The organism is Listeria sp. MAN/IMW/UF555, assembly GCF_058684075.1.
On record NZ_JBZWZS010000001.1, the window covers coordinates 558,274 to 574,512 of the forward strand.

19 protein-coding genes and 1 pseudogene are annotated in these 16,239 nt (G+C 34.6%); 4 read left to right on the forward strand and 16 right to left on the reverse strand.

The window, feature by feature from the left end:
* Window positions 1-14: 14 nt before the first annotated feature.
* From AC4PG8_RS02760 to AC4PG8_RS02770, 3 genes and pseudogenes are all read right to left on the reverse strand, one after another.
* The gene (locus AC4PG8_RS02760) at window positions 15-1,460 is read right to left on the reverse strand and encodes a leucine-rich repeat domain-containing protein (RefSeq protein WP_492170000.1); all 1,446 of its coding nucleotides are present in this window, start codon (window positions 1,458-1,460) and stop codon (window positions 15-17) included.
* A 280-nt stretch (window positions 1,461-1,740) separates the two neighbouring features.
* Complete coding sequence (locus tag AC4PG8_RS02765; RefSeq protein WP_185540038.1) at window positions 1,741-2,031, reverse strand: CPCC family cysteine-rich protein; 291 nt, start codon at window positions 2,029-2,031, stop codon at window positions 1,741-1,743.
* Window positions 2,028-2,497, reverse strand: a pseudogene (locus tag AC4PG8_RS02770) (GNAT family N-acetyltransferase). The gene AC4PG8_RS02765 and the pseudogene AC4PG8_RS02770 overlap by 4 nt, the downstream one beginning before the upstream one ends.
* A 112-nt stretch (window positions 2,498-2,609) precedes the next feature.
* Here AC4PG8_RS02770 and AC4PG8_RS02775 point away from each other — a divergent pair.
* Entirely contained in the window at window positions 2,610-3,194 is a 585-nt protein-coding gene (locus AC4PG8_RS02775) for a hypothetical protein (RefSeq protein ID WP_185540040.1), read from the forward strand.
* Between the two features lie 218 nt (window positions 3,195-3,412).
* Here AC4PG8_RS02775 and AC4PG8_RS02780 read toward each other — a convergent pair whose 3' ends face one another.
* On the reverse strand, window positions 3,413-5,059 hold the full coding sequence (locus AC4PG8_RS02780) for an amino acid ABC transporter ATP-binding/permease protein (RefSeq protein ID WP_492170001.1): 1,647 nt from the start codon (window positions 5,057-5,059) through the stop codon (window positions 3,413-3,415).
* 1 nt (window position 5,060) lies between these two features.
* Complete coding sequence (locus tag AC4PG8_RS02785; RefSeq protein ID WP_492170002.1) at window positions 5,061-6,776, reverse strand: ABC transporter ATP-binding protein/permease; 1,716 nt, start codon at window positions 6,774-6,776, stop codon at window positions 5,061-5,063.
* 249 nt (window positions 6,777-7,025) lie between these two features.
* On the opposite strand from AC4PG8_RS02785, the gene AC4PG8_RS02790 reads away from it, so the two are divergent.
* Genes AC4PG8_RS02790 through AC4PG8_RS02800 form a run of 3 tightly spaced genes read left to right on the forward strand, consistent with a single transcriptional unit; the run spans window position 7,026 to window position 9,333 of the window.
* Window positions 7,026-7,745, forward strand: coding sequence for a MerR family transcriptional regulator (locus AC4PG8_RS02790; RefSeq protein ID WP_185520414.1), 720 nt, complete (start codon window positions 7,026-7,028; stop codon window positions 7,743-7,745).
* On the forward strand, window positions 7,742-8,338 hold the full coding sequence (locus AC4PG8_RS02795) for a GNAT family N-acetyltransferase (protein ID WP_185520415.1): 597 nt from the start codon (window positions 7,742-7,744) through the stop codon (window positions 8,336-8,338). The genes AC4PG8_RS02790 and AC4PG8_RS02795 overlap by 4 nt, the downstream gene beginning before the upstream one ends.
* A complete protein-coding gene (locus tag AC4PG8_RS02800) occupies window positions 8,311-9,333 on the forward strand; it encodes an alpha/beta hydrolase family protein (protein WP_185520416.1) in 1,023 nt (340 codons plus the stop codon). Before AC4PG8_RS02795 ends, AC4PG8_RS02800 begins: the two co-directional genes overlap by 28 nt.
* Before the next feature lie 13 nt (window positions 9,334-9,346).
* Here AC4PG8_RS02800 and AC4PG8_RS02805 read toward each other — a convergent pair whose 3' ends face one another.
* From AC4PG8_RS02805 to AC4PG8_RS02855, 11 genes are all read right to left on the reverse strand, one after another.
* Window positions 9,347-9,802 carry a MepB family protein gene (locus AC4PG8_RS02805; protein WP_160463959.1) on the reverse strand — a complete coding sequence of 152 codons (456 nt, stop codon included), beginning with the start codon at window positions 9,800-9,802 and terminating at the stop codon, window positions 9,347-9,349.
* On the reverse strand, window positions 9,792-10,244 hold the full coding sequence (locus tag AC4PG8_RS02810; protein ID WP_185538454.1) for a GNAT family N-acetyltransferase: 453 nt from the start codon (window positions 10,242-10,244) through the stop codon (window positions 9,792-9,794). The genes AC4PG8_RS02805 and AC4PG8_RS02810 overlap by 11 nt, the downstream gene beginning before the upstream one ends.
* A 21-nt stretch (window positions 10,245-10,265) precedes the next feature.
* Entirely contained in the window at window positions 10,266-10,799 is a 534-nt protein-coding gene (locus tag AC4PG8_RS02815) for a hypothetical protein (protein WP_185570609.1), read from the reverse strand.
* Between the two features lie 96 nt (window positions 10,800-10,895).
* A complete protein-coding gene (locus AC4PG8_RS02820) occupies window positions 10,896-11,198 on the reverse strand; it encodes a hypothetical protein (protein WP_185538450.1) in 303 nt (100 codons plus the stop codon).
* A gap of 114 nt (window positions 11,199-11,312) precedes the next feature.
* On the reverse strand, window positions 11,313-11,816 hold the full coding sequence (locus AC4PG8_RS02825; RefSeq protein ID WP_003771371.1) for a DUF4274 domain-containing protein: 504 nt from the start codon (window positions 11,814-11,816) through the stop codon (window positions 11,313-11,315).
* A 37-nt stretch (window positions 11,817-11,853) separates the two neighbouring features.
* Window positions 11,854-12,189, reverse strand: coding sequence for a hypothetical protein (locus AC4PG8_RS02830; protein WP_009929610.1), 336 nt, complete (start codon window positions 12,187-12,189; stop codon window positions 11,854-11,856).
* A 575-nt stretch (window positions 12,190-12,764) separates the two neighbouring features.
* Window positions 12,765-13,121, reverse strand: coding sequence for a VOC family protein (locus AC4PG8_RS02835; RefSeq protein ID WP_185547234.1), 357 nt, complete (start codon window positions 13,119-13,121; stop codon window positions 12,765-12,767).
* Between the two features lie 64 nt (window positions 13,122-13,185).
* On the reverse strand, window positions 13,186-13,959 hold the full coding sequence (locus tag AC4PG8_RS02840; protein ID WP_492170003.1) for a helix-turn-helix domain-containing protein: 774 nt from the start codon (window positions 13,957-13,959) through the stop codon (window positions 13,186-13,188).
* Window positions 13,960-14,153: 194 nt separating this feature from the next.
* Window positions 14,154-14,474, reverse strand: coding sequence for a protein LlsX (llsX, locus tag AC4PG8_RS02845; RefSeq protein ID WP_492170203.1), 321 nt, complete (start codon window positions 14,472-14,474; stop codon window positions 14,154-14,156).
* 36 nt (window positions 14,475-14,510) lie between these two features.
* Window positions 14,511-15,260 (reverse strand): ABC transporter permease, encoded by a 750-nt coding sequence (locus AC4PG8_RS02850; protein WP_185547230.1) that lies wholly within the window; start codon window positions 15,258-15,260, stop codon window positions 14,511-14,513.
* An 18-nt stretch (window positions 15,261-15,278) separates the two neighbouring features.
* Entirely contained in the window at window positions 15,279-16,157 is an 879-nt protein-coding gene (locus AC4PG8_RS02855; RefSeq protein WP_492170004.1) for an ATP-binding cassette domain-containing protein, read from the reverse strand.
* Between the last annotated feature and the right edge of the window lie 82 nt (window positions 16,158-16,239).

Here is a 16,239-nt window from a genome sequence, read left to right on the forward strand (position 1 = left end):
CCAAATTCCTTTTTTTATTTTCGTTTACGCAATAATATCACACTAGAAACTGCTAGGATTAAACCGCTAAATAAACTAGAAGTCATTCCACTATCCCCTGTTTTCGGTAAATTTCTATTCTCTTTAGCTACTATCGGATTAACAGCAGTAGTCTGTTTCAGTAAAGTTTCAGTAGCTTGAATAACTTGTTTCACTGGATCAATTGAATTTACCTGATTTGACGAGTTTACTGGAGTGACTGGATCTACCGGGTCTACCGGATCTACCGGATCTACCGGAGTAATCGGATCAACAGGCTTCTCCAACAGTGGCTGGGTAATTTTACCAGAATACGTTGTTGTTAACGAACCAATTGCTACGGGTAAATTATACTCGTAATTTAGAATATAATTACTTTGCAACCCTTCCCATGTAATCTCGCCATTCGAATAAATACCCGCATGACTTACTTTTGTCGGCTGTACTCTGTTGCCATTTTCATCAATTACTGGAGCGGGCAAAATTAATGGATTATCTACCTCAACCGCATCTAATACATGTGTTTGATTCTCAAGTTCTAACCTAGTTAAATTGGTCAAATTTTTCAGGGGTGAAATATCAATTATTTGGTTGAAACTAAGAGTTAATGTCTCGAGCGTAGTTGATGTTGCTAAACTACTAATATCGCTCACCTGATTCGCTTTTATATCGAAATCTTCAAGGCTAGTAAGATTTTTAACCACACTCACATCCTTGATTTGATTCCCAAATAAACTTAAACCAAGCAGTTTGGGCATATTTTTGAGCGGCGTAATATCACTAATATTATTTCTACCTGCCCAAAACATCAGCATATTAGACAGATTTTCAACTGACGATAAATCACTTACCTCACAGTCTCTTATGGTCAAAAATTCCAGTTGTGTCATGTTTTTAACGGCACTAATATCCGAAATAGGATTTGCGCTAACATTCAGTTCTAACATGTTCGTTAAATTTTTTATCGGTTCAATCGTTTGTAAGTTATTAAATTCAAAATCAAGTGACATTAATGCTGTCAAATTCGAAATGGGTGTTAAATCACTTATTTGGTTTCTTGGCATCTGGATGATTTCGAGTTGCGTTAAATTACTTAATGGTCCTAGATCACTCACTTGATTACCATAGCCAAATACTTGCGTGAGATTTTTTAAATACTCCACTCCTTCAAGACTTTGAACACCTTTTGAATCAAAGTGCAAAGATTTAATTGTATTCAATTGGCTTTGCGTAACCATGCTAGTCGCAGATGGAAGCTTTAACCAATCCGCCACAACTTGTGCGAGCTTTGGATCAGGAAAAATTTCATTAATTGGACTTGGATTTGTAAGCGAATAGACTGTTTCAGCTTCGACTGTGTGTGGCTTAGTAAAATCCCCCATGCTAAATACACAAGCAAAGCTCAAAAGTAAACTGGTTGTAATCTTGATAGTTTTTTTCATAGTATCCTCCTTGATTGTCAATCAACATAATACTCTGCTTATATAATCAAATCAACAGAATAAGGAGGCAATTTTTCTTGTTTCAGGAAATTATTTTCCTTACTTTTATTTTTGAAGCTAATTCCCATTTAACCTTGCTATTATTGCTTTCACTGTACTTATCATACCCATTTATTTTTTATTAAAATGTGTCTAAAAAATGAACCGACATAAGAAATCAGCTTTTTTAACTACTAAAAAAGTAAGTTAGACTTTTAAATCTAACTTACCTGCTAATTTTTTATAATTCCTCTGCAGTTGGCACTCTTACATATTTCTTCATTGCCAGCTCACAAGCGCCAAACTGGTTAAAATTTTGCCGTGCTTCTAATAACGTTAAACCATTGTTAGCACTAGAGCGAATTTTTAACAAATCTTCTATCGATGAACTATCTTGATAATGAGAATAAATCTCTTCCTTATCAAAGACAAAATAAGCGTCATCTTCCCAGAAACATATCGGACAAATCTCAAACTCGCCTCTAACATCAATTGTTAAGCAGTTACAACATGCACATCTTTCTTTACTCATTCAAAACCTCCTTCTGCTTGAGCACTCCATTTGAGCACCATCGTCCATTCTTTTTCTTCTATAACTTCGAAACCAGCTTTCACGAGAAACTTAATGCCAGCTACATTTTTCCGTCTAACTTCATCCAACAAAACTATCCCGCCGCAATCAGTTTGGAAAAAATCCAAGAATAATTGCAAAGCTTTTTGAGCGATTCGCTGACCCCTGTAACATGCAGCCACTTTAATATTTAAATGAGCTGTTCCTTTTTCAAAATCGCGAAAGCTGACTTCACCAACGGATTCTGTACCTTTTTTTATAATAAAATAAGCATTGCTCGCTTTTGATTTTGATTTTAGCCAGTCCATTCGCGTTTCTTCTGGAAAAGAAAATGGTCCGCCGAGCACTTCTGTTGTTGCTAAATCTCCCCACAACATTCAATGAAAGGAAAGTCAGCTGTTGTAGGTTGTTGTAATGTGATTTCCATGAAGTTCCTCCTTGTTAATTAGGTAGTTAAAAGTTCACTAATGAACTTGATGATTGTATTTTACAATGTTATCATTAAATTCAACATAAATTCAACCAAGCAGGTGTGCATCATGATATATTACAAAGACAAACTTAAAACAATCGGAACAGCTTTAACTTCTTTATCTTTTATTTTCTTGTTTGGCTTATCAACTTTATTATCAATAGAAAAAGCAGAGTCATTTTACTTTGGTCTTATTACTCTTTTTTTTATAGGATATTTAATTGTTAAACTTCTACTCCCGCCAAAAGAATGGATCCAGGTCACAAAGACTGCTTTTATTCTTCACACACGCAACAAAACAAAAACGATTCATCTTGCAAATGTGAAAAGAATAAGTTATAACTTCCAACCTATTCGTAGGTTCTTGAAGTATCAAGTTCCAGAAACGATGGAACTATTCTTTCAAACAGAAAACAAAATGGAGAAAATCGACTGTGCCTTTATCGGCCGAAATAATTTCGTTGAGTTAATTAACCAATTTGATGCCAAATTAGCTTCATTAAGCGAAGATATTATTGAACATGATCATCGCTATCCCCTTGATCTTGTATATGGAGTATTTATTTTTGGTATTGTCATGCTCTTCTTGATTTTCATTCTTTTGTTTGGACGAGAATTTCTATTTGAGCAAATTGGGAAAGTTTTTGTATAGTACGTCAAATATGATGAAAAACCAGCGTCCATTTACTTTGGACATTATTTCCTATCAAATTGATAAAATATTTTGAGCGGTTCTGTAAAACGCGAATTATTTATATTACACAGCAGTTATTCAAATAAACAGAACTTGACAAGGTTGAATTTTTCGAAAGCTCAGAGAAGGTAAATTTATAAATAAAAACAGCTTGTAATCTATACAAGCTGTTTTTATTATTTTACTGCACGTTTCAATGCACCATTTTCTATAAATAATTGTTCTTCTGCCAAGTCTAATGTTGTTGCTCGGTGAGAAATTACGAGCACCGTTTTATCTTGAATTTCTGAACGGAGCGTGTTTAAAATCGCTTGTTCATTAATATAATCCAAATTGCTTGTTGGTTCATCTAATAATAATAACGGGGCATCATGGAGAAATAGTCTAGCTAAGCCAATCCGCTGGCGTTCGCCGTCTGATAAATTTCGTGATTGCCCGCCAATGATCGTGTCATAACCTTCTGGCAAATTCTCAATCCATGTATCGATAGCAGCTTTTCGGGCAGCCTCTTTAACTTCTTCCAAAGTAGCACCTTTTTTTCCTAAACGAATATTATTACCGAGCGTGTCTTCAAATAAAAACGTACTTTGCTCCATAACACCTTCCAGCCTATGAAGCGAAGACTCTGTAATTTCAGGGAGTGCGTTATCATTTAATTTAATCTGACCATCTGGATCCCAGTAGCGCATCAGTAGTTTTACTAAGGTACTTTTCCCGCTGCCACTTTCCCCACCGATGCCGAGCCATTTCCCCTTAGGAAGCGCTAGCGAAATTTCGTTTAAAAGTGGTTGTTTTCCATCATGACTAAAACTCACTTTATCTAACTCCGCACTTTCAAAATCCGATAGTTCAAGCTGGCCGTTAAATAATACAACAGGTTTTTCTTCAGTTAATGTATATAATCGCTTACCACTAGCAAAAGTAGTTAACAGCGCTGTTCCTAAAGCGTTTAATGCCAATACCGATCCAAAAGAATTCAGACTAAGCACGGTTCCAATTAATACTGTTTCAAGTGGTAATTGCCAAAGACTGCCTAACACTAAAATTAAAGTCGCCGTACCAATTAGCACCCATTCACCAAATATTTGGAGCTCGCTTCCTTGTCGTATTCTTTTTTTATACTGCTTATTGAGCTTTTCACCTTGTTCTTCTAGTTTTCTTAAACGCTCTTCTCCCAATTTAAACTGGAATATATCTTGTAAACTTGCAATATTTTCCATTACCATCTGATTGAGCCCAACGAATTCTTTTTGATAAGCAGTTCCGATTTTTTTATTTCGTTTATAACTAATCATCGGCAAAATGACACCAACCAAGATTTGTCCTAGCAAAAGTATGAGCGCTAAACCAACATCATAGGTCGCCAAAAAGCCAACAGTTGCAATCGTCGTACCAACTGCAATAATAACTGGTGAGATTGTATGCGCGAAAAACACTTCCAAAGCTTCGACATCCGTTGTAATCGCGGCAACTAAATCGCCACTTTTCTTCCCAGATAAACGAGCTGGTCCCAGTTTTCGCAAAGTCGCAAAAATACGTTCACGAATTATCGCAAGTAAACGAAAGGCAATATCATGATTTAAATATTGTTCCGAATATCGTGCCAAACCGCGAACCACACCACAAGCAACCATTACAAAGAGCCATTTATACGGATTCAGAGGTTGCTGTAAAATCACAGCGATAATGCCATACGTACCGATCAAAGAAATCATGATAACCGATAAATTACTTATAATACCAAGTAAAATTGCCAAAATCATCTTTCCTCGTAACGGCTTAACAAACTTTAATAACCAACCAATAATCGTCCATTCTGACATATCATGCTCCCCCTTTCAGCAACGCTTCTTCTTCTAAAAAGTAATTTTTGAAGTAATTGGATTCTTGTTGCAATCGTTCTGGGCTCGCCACTTCCACCAATTTCCCCGCGTCAAAAACGAGTACCTGATCCGCGTCCAAAACATTATATAAGCGATGCGAAATAAAGAGCACGATTTTTTCTTTAGCTAATTTCTGCAACACCAAAAGAATAATTTTTTCACTTTCCAAATCCACACCAGACGTAATTTCATCGAAAACAAAGACTTCAGCTTGACGCAGCAATGCTCTTGCTAGTAACAACCGCTGCCTTTGCCCACCAGATAAATTACTTCCGTTCTCTTCTAAATTCTCACTTAATTGCCCCGGTAACTTCCGAACAAAATCAGCCAAACTAACTTGCTCCAAAACATTCCACAAATCGCTATCATTAGCGGCTGAATTACCAATTAATAAATTTTCCCGAATACTATTTGCATAAAGATAACCATGATTATCTACTAACACAGCTTGTTTACGAATAGCTTCCCCGCTCAAACTAGCTAACGGAACATCATTCCAAATAATTTCCCCTTGATAACCAGGCAATTGATTTAATAACACTCGCACAAAAGTACTTTTTCCTGAACCAGACTTTCCAACAAGTGCTGAAAAACTTCCTTTATTGAAATGAGCTGATATATCTTGAAGTGCTTTAGCTTTACCTTCTTCATATGTATATGTCAAATGACGTACTTCCATTTTTTCTAACGGTTTAGCTAATTCTTCTGAGCCATAAACTTGCTCTTTTAACTCTAAATAAGCGAACAATTTACTACATGCACTAATTCCATTCATCGCCACATGGAATAAAGATCCAAGTTGACGCATTGGAATAAAGAATTCGGCGCTTAGTAGTAAGAACATCAACATGCCAGTCATACTTATACCGCCATTTGTGAACATAATTAAAGACATACCAATACCAAGTGCCGCCCCACTATACGAAATAATATCCATAATCGTAATCGAATTCAGCTGCATCGATAACAAACTCATCGTAGCTTTACGGAAACGTTCCGCATCAGAAACAATTTCCTCTTGCTTATATTTATCTTGGTCATAAGCCTTCAAAATACTCAAACCACTTAAATTTTCATGAAATTTGGTTCCTAAATTCGTATAATCCGACCAATAACCACTCAAAATCCGCTTAGCAATTTTCATCACTGCCATAATAACAACCGGAATCATCGGCATACAAATTAATAGCACAATCGCCGGCTGCCACGCAAATCCAACTAAGCTTCCAAAAATCATCAAAGAAGCGATGAGACAATAAAATAATTGCGGTAAAAAACGTGAATAATAAATTTCTAATTGTTCGATCCCATCTACTGCGAGCTGCGTTAATGTTGATGCCGGTAGCTGCCCTTCGTTGTTGCCTAACCGAAAAGCTTTTTCCATCACAGCGCGCCTCATTGATAAACGCAATTCCGCCGATGCTTGGTAAATTTGTTTCTCCGCTAATTTTGTAAGTATCGCTTTGCCAACTAAAACGACTAAAACCGTTCCAACAAGCCATAACCAATCGACACTTTGGCCCTCTAAATAATGCGTTAATTGTTGAGCAAAAACAAGCCAAAGACCAATCATCAGCCCCAAACTAAGCACACGAAAAAGAATTAATAACACTAAAGATTTCTTTTCAACCAATTGAAACAAACGCTTATCAATCATTGTACTTCCCCCGAGTTACATTAAGGTTCGTTTCAAGATACCTTAATACTTTATTTGATTTTTTGGCAGTATAAGCCATTTTCAATACTACTTTTCCCATTTGATCGCTAACCCCCATTAATAAATCTTTGTTTATTATATCACAAAAATCAGCGTTTGATAATGATTCTCATTGTCATTTGTTTTTTTATTTGACTGCGTGGTAACCACATAGTTTATACTAAAACTAAATCATAAGGAGGTTTTCAGATGCTTACCCTTTCCACTGGCGAAATCGCGCAACTTTTTCAAATATCTAAATATAAAATCCGTCATTATATCGATGAAGGTATTCTAGTTCCTAAACGAAATCCCGAAAATGGCTATTATTATTTTGAAGAAGCCGACATTTACCGTTTATATCAAATTATCCTTTTTAGAAAAATTGGCTTTTCTATTCAAGAAATCAAAGAAAGTTTGCTTAGTGAAAAAGTGACTCCGATGTTAGAGCAGGCTGAACAAGATTTGCAACAAAAAATAGAAGAATTAGTAGGAATTCAGAAAACGATTCAGAAAATCATCCATTCGCAAAAAGAAATGCGTTTAAATGAAATCACGTTTGTAGCTAAAGACGATCGTTATTTTAAAAAAGTTCCTAACCAAATAATTGATAATAACACTATCAACTATGCCCAAGCCGCAAAACACAATCTACCGGATTTAGAGGAACCTTTTTACATTTTCTCCAAGCAAGACGCTGGTGTAATATGCCTTAAGAGCGTGAAAAAAAGGAGTGATTATACTTTTCCAGCCGGCGAATATGCTTGTAAATCTTTTATTGCCAAAGATGAAGCAACTATTGAAACGCAAATCCAACTGTTTTTAGAAGAATTAAAACATCCTACACCAAGCATGATATTATACGAAAACATCTACCCTTCACTCGCCTATCCGGATGCAATGGTTTACACAATGGAAGTGCCGTTATGACACTTTCCATTAAAAGCATTGATTCATTTGAAAAAGAAAATATCGTTGAAGAAGTAACATCTTTAGTTTTCGCAGGGTTCAAATCAAAGTTCACAAAAACGTTATTCAAAGAAACAGAAGCACATGACATTATATACGCTTTTTGCCATTACATTTATACAGAACAAGGCGAAAACCTACTAATTGCAATACAAGATGAGCTAGTTTGCGGTTGCATGTTTGTAACGAGCAAGAGTGACTCTCATCAAAAGCTATATCAAAACCTAAGAAAATTTTTATCATTTTCACAGTGCCTCAAATTGATTTTCTTCCTCAGTCTTCTATCACACAAACCTGTTCAAAATGAACGATATATTGACTTTATAACCGTTTCACCAAATTTTCGTGGTCAAGGTATTGGAAAAACGTTAATTTCTCATTGCCTAGAAACTTTTCATGATGAACAGATAACTTTATACGTTGCCAAGAACAATAATGGCGCTTGCAAGCTGTATAGAACTATCGGCTTCGAAGTGATTCAAAAAGAAAATAGCACATTGATGGGAGTACTCACCGGTATTAAAGAATGGCAAAAAATGGAGTGGATACAATGAAACTTTGGAAAAAAATAACTATCATAATGAGCGCAATCATCGTCATATTAGTAGCGATTCTTTTCATCGGAAACGATTTCGAAATGAACGAAACAAGCGTCGCAATCCCAACTACTGGTGGAAAACTTTCTGCGGTCGTGACAACCCCAAAACACGAGAAACCAAAAGGCATTATCGTATTTGTTCACGGTGACGGGGCACAAGAAGCAACACAAAATGGTGGCTATAAACCGCTGATGGAACGCTTTGCCAAACAAGGATATATATCTGTTTCTTGGGATAAGTTAGGCGTTGGTAAATCCACAGGCAATTGGCTAAATCAGTCCATGGATGATCGCGCAAACGAAGTCAACCAAGTGATTGATTGGATGAAAGTGAAGTATTCTGATAGCACCGCCAAAATCGGCTTATGGGGCGCTAGTCAAGCTGGTTGGGTGATCCCAAAAGCAATGAATGCAAATAAGGAGATTGACTTCTCAATCCTTGCCGCCCCTGCTATCAACTGGATGCGTCAAGGAGAATACAACACCGGCTGGCAAGCGAAAGAAGCTGGTAAAGCAACTAAAGAAATCAATCAAGCAAAACAAAATTTTCGCACCGACAGCGCCCTTATTTCTAAAAACAAAACCTACGAAAGCTACAAACAAAATGGCGGTAAAGAAAAAATGACCCCAGATCGCTACAACTTTATTCGCAAAAACATGAACCAAGATGCCACCCTAGACCTTTCAAAAGTAAAAGCAAAAATCTATCTCGTCTTAGCTGAAAAAGATAAAAATGTCGATTCAGCAGAAACAAAAGATGTTTACACCAAACAAATCAAAAAAGAAAACGTAGAAACCCAAACCATCCCAGACGTCTCTCACCAAATGATTAATCCTGCCATCGCTAATTCAGAGCTACTCACCAATATTGTTGGCTTAATGGTTCCAAAATATTTTCTAGTAGACGATGCTTACTTAGATTACTGCGAGCAAGTAGTCTCTATACAATAAAAAGAAGACCAAATTAATGGTCTTCTTTTCTTATAGAATAATTTTTAAAATACACCTGTTGCCAAGCTTGCGTTTTTTTCGCTGTTTTATTTAAATCCTGACACCACGATGGATAAAATCTAGCAGCCATTTTTCCAATACCAGCTTCACTAGTTAAAATTCCCTTTTCAATTAAACACTGCCTTGGAAAAACAAATAAACCGTTCAAATCACCATCAATAACAACAATACATAAAAAGTCAGCGCTATCATTCTCATCAAAAGGACAATTCTTACCAAGTTCATCTTTCTCCCAAAAAGCAACAAAGTACCCTGTTTTTTTATCTGTTTTTTTCGCCAAACGCGTCCGAATCGTTGTGCCATCTTTAGCCGTTTTTACAATCATTCCTCGATATTCTTTGTTTTGTAGTTCTTCCCGAATTATTTCAAGTTCACCAAGTTCGCTTTGTAACAGCTGTTCATATTCCATTAACGCTCTCCTTCAGTTGTAAATGAAGAATTGGATAAGGCTTCCCAAAACCGTCCAAGTCACTTCTGGAAGAAACCACAAATCCATGCTTCAAATAAAATCTCGTGGCATTTTCATTTTGTTCATTCACATCCACCAGGTTTATCTGCTTATTTTCTATTAGCCAACCCAGAATCTGACTCCCATAACCATTACCCGTGGCTACCGGATCCAGAAACAACATATCTAGTTCCCGCTCGCTCGTCCCACTAAAACCAACAACCTGCTCACCATCGAACCATAAGGACAGTTCCACATTATCTAGAAACAAAGGAATTTGTTCTTTGTAAAACTGCCTATCTTCCGCAGCTAAAAAATCATGCGTTACAATAACTGACTTTTCCCAAATCGCTAAAATCGTCTGGTAATCTTGTTTTTTCGCTCGTTTATTTATAAGTATCATTTTTTTCAACTTCCTATTTATTTACGCAAGTTCTTCGGTCAAGATTAATAAAGACTCTCCATTTTCATCTGTTGCCGTTATTTCTAAAAAATCAAAACCGTCCGTTTTTACTTGTTCCCATGGTATATGCCTATCATCAATTAAAACCACATGACCATTTTCATCAAATTCATAATCTTCTTTTTCCGTTTCATAATCAATGCCAATTCCTATAGATAAACGAATGTTAGATAAATTATTTATAGGATATTTTGTTAATTCTCTATTTTGCGTAACTTCTGCCTCAAACTCATCACAAAACATACTATCATACCCATAATATGCACCATCATAAAGCAAAATTTCTTTTCCAGATAAAGTGCTTTTCGCTATAATTTTTAATGGGATTTCGTATGCTTCCGAAGTAATTAACTGATCGCCTTCTATTTCTTTAAGCGTTCCACAATAAAAAATCTCAAAAGTTTCCTCGTTGCTTGTTGTTACAATTTCTACATTAAGAAAATCATTAATACTTACCTCTTTAGCTGTGTTTTTCAAATATGATGGAATCAACATTTTCCCTCCTCAGTAATGGTGTATGCTGGTTATAAAAAGCCTCTTCTTATAGTTTAATTATACTGTGTAAAACGCATAAATCAATTTAACTCTCATTTACAAATTAAACGACACTATCTTCCCTCTCCCAACAACACTCGACCCCTCCATAACATTAAAAGAATTATTCGGCTGAAACTTACTATAACCTACGCCCTCTTGCTCATATAAAAAAGAACACATTGCGTACCCCACCGAATCCAGCGTATCCACCTCTATATCATAAATTTCAACACCTAAATATTCCCGCTCCTCATCCAACTCCATCACTAAATGCGGCCGATACCCCGCTTCTGGAACCGTTTTTCTTGCACTAGAATAAAAGGTAACCTCTACCATAAAGGTCTGCTGCGACTTCATGCTATTCCTCCTAATCTGCTTTAATATTTTCAAAGCAACAATACTAAAAAAGTCGAAAACCTATCTAAAAGATTTTCGACTTTGAATTCCTTTTTGAATAATACCGAATCAAGATTACTCTTCCACTGATTCAGCTAATTCATTATACCGTTCTTGCAATTCAGGAGGAAAACCATCTTCCCAATCCGCCGACTCAGAAACTTCTAGCCCTTTCAAAGGAACAAACATTTCGCTCGGAATTGCTCTTTTCATTTCCTCCTCTTGAAACTCGGCTGGAGGTGCGTAACCATAGACTTGATTTTGATAGAACCCAGCTAAGTACTTTTCTTCCAAACTAGCAACAATATCAAAATCTTCCGCATACCAACTACTTTTTTCAACCATCGCTTCTCTCGTTTCAAATTGATAAGCAAAGTCCGGCTCCATTAACCAAAACAACATTAACGCAGTCCCTTTATCCGTTTTCGGCGAATTAGCAATCCAATAAATCGGTTTCTTAGGATTATCAAAATTCCATTCTACAACCACTTGATGAATCTCTTCAGGCGTACATTTTTCTAAATAATTAATAAACAACTCCGAAACCTGTTCTTCAAATTCTTCTTCTGTAATACTCATTTGATAATCTCCTTTTCATGCTGTCATTTAAGCAAGTTTATTTTTTAAGTTTGGGTACATGTGGCGGTTTCTTTTCCCCACCGAGCAAGATTGCAAGTATTAAGAAAATATATGGATGTGTGAAAAGCACTACTTCCCAAACACCGATTGTATGAAATAACAAATCAGCTGTATCCGAAAGATATGCTAACTCTAAAACATATATAAATAACACAGCTAGAGAAATAAAACACATCCCAATCAACGCTTTTCCCGCTAAAGTGAACTTATATTTTTCAAGCGATAAAGCCAAAGTTGTAGAAAAGACACCGATGATAACAAGTAAATAAATTGTCATATACTCTGGTTCATATACAACTGGAAATTCGTTCATAAAGTTACGCTCCTTTAAAATTATTGTGCTGGATTACACTATTGTTTATATGTTGTTGTCCTAAATACAAAAATCCCATGATGTTTTTTTTAATTGTTAAAGGTTTTAAAGCATAAACACAAAGAAAGTGAAATCAATTTTACCCTTTTGTGTATGATTGATTTTCTTTTCTCCTCTCGTATTTGAATCTCCCATGTTTTCATAGTACATTATTATTTGAGAAATAAAAAGAAGTTTTAGTTAGCTTCTCTAATAAAATCGATGACCTCTCCGATACTATTTACTACAAAGGCTTTAACAAATACATGAGTTATCTGCAATTATCACGAAACAGCATACTTTTTCGTATGCTGTAAATCTAATGAATATTATCTAAATATTTCTTCTGCTTCTTCCATTGAAACAGCAGTCCTATTGTTCAAAGTCATTGGTTCTATAAGAGTTGCTAATTCTATTAAAATCCACAATGTTATATCTTACCCCACCCCACTTAAGCTTTATTTCTAGCATCAAAAAACGACGAATCATTCATCCGTCGTTTTAACATTACATCCATCATATAATACTGTTTAAATCTATTCCTGATCATACAACCAATAGAATGATAACTTATTACCATCAGGATCAGAGAAGTCAAAATATCGAATGATACCTGGTACATCTTCTATCACCTCGTCAGTTATTACTCCAAGTGTTTTTAAACGTTCAAATTCCACATCTAAATCTTCTACACCTAAGCGTAAAACGTTTTCTGAAACATTTATTTTTTCTTCAAAAAGTTGAATCCAAACCGAACCAATTGGATATTCAATAACACCTTCAACTGGTATTAATTTTTCATCACTCATAAGTATTTTTTCATACCAACTAGCAGATTTCTCCAAATTACTTACTGGTAGCCCTACAGTGATACTCTTTGCATTTAAAGCCATAACTATTCCCTCCATTTCACTAATCTACAATTATTTTATCATTTCATAATCAAACAATATTGTTCTAGATTGTGTTCTTTAAACAGGAGATTAAAAGTTTTCCCACATTAGCTAATATGGGTGGATCTTCTGGTATTGGTTCTCTCAGCTTAATCGTGTAATGATGGCCAGAACATTTTGGGAAAGATAGCCTTTTATCTTCTTTCCCCCTCAAACTATTGCTTAAGTTAAAGTAAGATAGAATGTTATTAGACTGGCTTATCGCACAAGCTAATAAATAATAGTCTCCACTTGGAATATTTTTCAATTGATTTCCTATTAAATTTTTAGTAGCTAATCCAGATATAGGCATATGATTCGGTATAAGAGTATGGAAAACCCCAATAAATATGATACCCTTTTCAAATTCATCAGGTACTTCAATAGTTACAGTACAAAAAGAATCATTCTTTTCTTGAAAATGCGCTATCGGCTTATCTTTATTATCATTTTCAAAACGTTTCATATCATAAAAAATATCATTCATTTCCATTTTGTATTTTCGAGGAGAACTACCTGTATATTTTTTAAAAGTATTCGTGAAACTACCACTGCTTTCAAAACCTGAATGTTCTTGTAGGTCGAGTACTTTCTTTTCTTCATCAAGTCCAATAATCGCCTTTTCCACTTTTAAACTAGAGAGGAATTCAACTACACTGAATCCATTAATTTCTTTAAATTTCCGACTAAAGTGATGTTTATCATAACCAAAGTGAGCAGCAATTTCCTCACTTGTCATTTTTCTACTAACAGCTTCTTCTGAAATGAAAGAAAGCATTTCAGGCATCTTCGTTTTCATTGTTCCCCCTCCTTTTTAGAGCAGCATTTTCTGAAAATCATATAAATAAATTATATTACAATTTAGTATTAAAATGTAAGCCCTCAAAAAAACAAATCCCTATCAAGCATCATCTTGATAGGGATTTGTGGTAGGAACCATACAAAATAATTATTTTATTTTTTTATAAATGGTAAGAAAAAATACATAGTCGATCATTTTGCTGTTTCCTTTCTATGTTTGTTTTTTAACGAAACAATAATTTCTACAACAATAGCTAGTATCATAGAAATAATAACCCCTATAAACATCATGCTAGTGTTATTAGGTGTTCCCAACATCTCACTACCAACTCTTTTAATATCAAAAATAGTTAGTCCGAAAATTTTCACACTATACTCTTTTAATGTGCCATCATTCATGTGAATATAACCTAAACCAATAGCCACAAAACAAATAAGAACACCTATTAAAATCCCTATGATAATTGATGCAATAATTCTAAACGTGGGATTGCTAAATTTTTTTTCATAGATTACAAACAATCCTTTCTATACCTTGAGTATAATAAATTATGATTTAATTTTTATTTTTCTGCTTCTCAACAAAAAAGCAATTAGTGCGAAGGATAAGATGATTCCATATAACGTGTTTAAAGCTAAAAACTTAGAGATGAACAACTTATTTTGTGTCCAAACATTAAATAAATCATTCATTATATATTTCATAGGTAAAAAATTCCCAATAGCTTGAAATGATTTAGGAAGTTCCGAAAAAGATGAAAATGTTCCTGTAAAAATATAAAACATAAATAATAAACACATTCCTACTGGCATCAATATCCGGGGATTTTTAATAATTAAAGCAAGCAAGGCACCAAAAATCAAAAGCACTAGATTACAATACAGACATTGCAAAACATAAGCAATAAAATATTGCCCTTCTGGGATATGTAGTCCATATACCAAGTAGCCAAACAGTATATTAACAAAAATACTTAAGGCTGTTAGCAAAATATAAGAACATACATCTGAAACAATTATTTTCTGTGCACTCAATCCAAAATATTCCAATCTTTTATAGCTTTTATTTTGAACACTTTCACCAAGCCAAATTGGAAAACTGATTAATGCTATTGGTAACATTCCCATCCCTGTACTAATCAAAAAATATTTATCTACAAAATGATAACCTTCACCAATATCAAAATTCCCATAAGAAGTAACCATAGCGAACATCATGATTAGTGGAAATAATAATGAGAAAAATACAGATACTGGAATTCTAAATTGCAGTTTAATACTTGTCCATAAATAACTCATTATATAAGTACCTCCAGTTCACTGCTTGGTGCTCCGCGCAAATATGCAACTAAATAAGTTGTATATATATTTTGTTTTATTTTGTTTTATTGTGTTGTATGTGACGTTTTTTTTATCCAAAATTTTCTTTATCTCTTCCTGAATTTGCAAATCCGAACAAATAACTGCTATTCCGTCACCAGTATCTGTGCTTTTCATAAAAGCCATATCTGTATCATCTATCTTTGTTAGTTCGGTTTGATCTACTTTAATAACAGAATAATGAGGAAAACTAGAGAAAAATTCTGATATTGTTCCCCAAAAAAGTAATTTTCCTTTTTGAAGAATCAAAACTTTCGTTGCCCAGTTTTCAACTTCCTCAAAGTAATGCGTTATATTTATCACCGTCGAGTCCTTAGTTCTTTCTTTCATCAAAGCAAGTAAGCCCAGTCTCTTCTTATAATCTAATCCTGAAGTTAACTCATCAAAAATATATAATTTCTTATGACTTTCTAGTACTAAACATAGTGTTAGCCGTTGTTTTTCTCCGCCAGATAAGTCTTTAATATACTTTTTTCTCAAGCTTTCAAGTTCATATTTGTGTAAAAACTGTGCTATCTCTTTTTTCTTTAGATGTGGCAGAACTAAAGTAATCAATTCATAAACCTTCATCAAATCATTATATGCATTTTCTTGAAATACTACACCACAGTCATTTTTTTTAAACTTTTTGGTAATTTCTCCAGAGAAGTTCTTTTCGCCAAGAATACTGTTTACTAATGTGGTTTTCCCAGCTCCATTGTCTCCTAGAATAGCAACTTTGTCTTTTTCTGAAATACAAACTTCTTTATCTAAATATAGAATTACTTTATTATTTATTGTAACTTTCAAATTTTTCGTTTCCAAAATATTATTCATATGCATTTGCACCTCATAACTTATTGAAAAGGGACACAAATGCATCCCTTTTTCATTCTAAAATTTATATTTTGGTCGTAGC

What these genes read in the sequence shown, in the direction of transcription:
- AC4PG8_RS02760 (WP_492170000.1), bottom strand. Translation starts at nt 1,460, where the DNA reads ATGAAAAAAACTATCAAGATTACAACCAGTTTACTTTTGAGCTTTGCT.
- AC4PG8_RS02765 (WP_185540038.1), bottom strand. Translation starts at nt 2,031, where the DNA reads ATGAGTAAAGAAAGATGTGCATGTTGTAACTGCTTAACAATTGATGTT.
- AC4PG8_RS02775 (WP_185540040.1), top strand. Translation starts at nt 2,610, where the DNA reads ATGATATATTACAAAGACAAACTTAAAACAATCGGAACAGCTTTAACT.
- AC4PG8_RS02780 (WP_492170001.1), bottom strand. Translation starts at nt 5,059, where the DNA reads ATGTCAGAATGGACGATTATTGGTTGGTTATTAAAGTTTGTTAAGCCG.
- AC4PG8_RS02785 (WP_492170002.1), bottom strand. Translation starts at nt 6,776, where the DNA reads ATGATTGATAAGCGTTTGTTTCAATTGGTTGAAAAGAAATCTTTAGTG.
- AC4PG8_RS02790 (WP_185520414.1), top strand. Translation starts at nt 7,026, where the DNA reads ATGCTTACCCTTTCCACTGGCGAAATCGCGCAACTTTTTCAAATATCT.
- AC4PG8_RS02795 (WP_185520415.1), top strand. Translation starts at nt 7,742, where the DNA reads ATGACACTTTCCATTAAAAGCATTGATTCATTTGAAAAAGAAAATATC.
- AC4PG8_RS02800 (WP_185520416.1), top strand. Translation starts at nt 8,311, where the DNA reads ATGGCAAAAAATGGAGTGGATACAATGAAACTTTGGAAAAAAATAACT.
- AC4PG8_RS02805 (WP_160463959.1), bottom strand. Translation starts at nt 9,802, where the DNA reads ATGGAATATGAACAGCTGTTACAAAGCGAACTTGGTGAACTTGAAATA.
- AC4PG8_RS02810 (WP_185538454.1), bottom strand. Translation starts at nt 10,244, where the DNA reads ATGATACTTATAAATAAACGAGCGAAAAAACAAGATTACCAGACGATT.
- AC4PG8_RS02815 (WP_185570609.1), bottom strand. Translation starts at nt 10,799, where the DNA reads ATGTTGATTCCATCATATTTGAAAAACACAGCTAAAGAGGTAAGTATT.
- AC4PG8_RS02820 (WP_185538450.1), bottom strand. Translation starts at nt 11,198, where the DNA reads ATGAAGTCGCAGCAGACCTTTATGGTAGAGGTTACCTTTTATTCTAGT.
- AC4PG8_RS02825 (WP_003771371.1), bottom strand. Translation starts at nt 11,816, where the DNA reads ATGAGTATTACAGAAGAAGAATTTGAAGAACAGGTTTCGGAGTTGTTT.
- AC4PG8_RS02830 (WP_009929610.1), bottom strand. Translation starts at nt 12,189, where the DNA reads ATGAACGAATTTCCAGTTGTATATGAACCAGAGTATATGACAATTTAT.
- AC4PG8_RS02835 (WP_185547234.1), bottom strand. Translation starts at nt 13,121, where the DNA reads ATGGCTTTAAATGCAAAGAGTATCACTGTAGGGCTACCAGTAAGTAAT.
- AC4PG8_RS02840 (WP_492170003.1), bottom strand. Translation starts at nt 13,959, where the DNA reads ATGAAAACGAAGATGCCTGAAATGCTTTCTTTCATTTCAGAAGAAGCT.
- AC4PG8_RS02850 (WP_185547230.1), bottom strand. Translation starts at nt 15,260, where the DNA reads ATGAGTTATTTATGGACAAGTATTAAACTGCAATTTAGAATTCCAGTA.
- AC4PG8_RS02855 (WP_492170004.1), bottom strand. Translation starts at nt 16,157, where the DNA reads ATGAATAATATTTTGGAAACGAAAAATTTGAAAGTTACAATAAATAAT.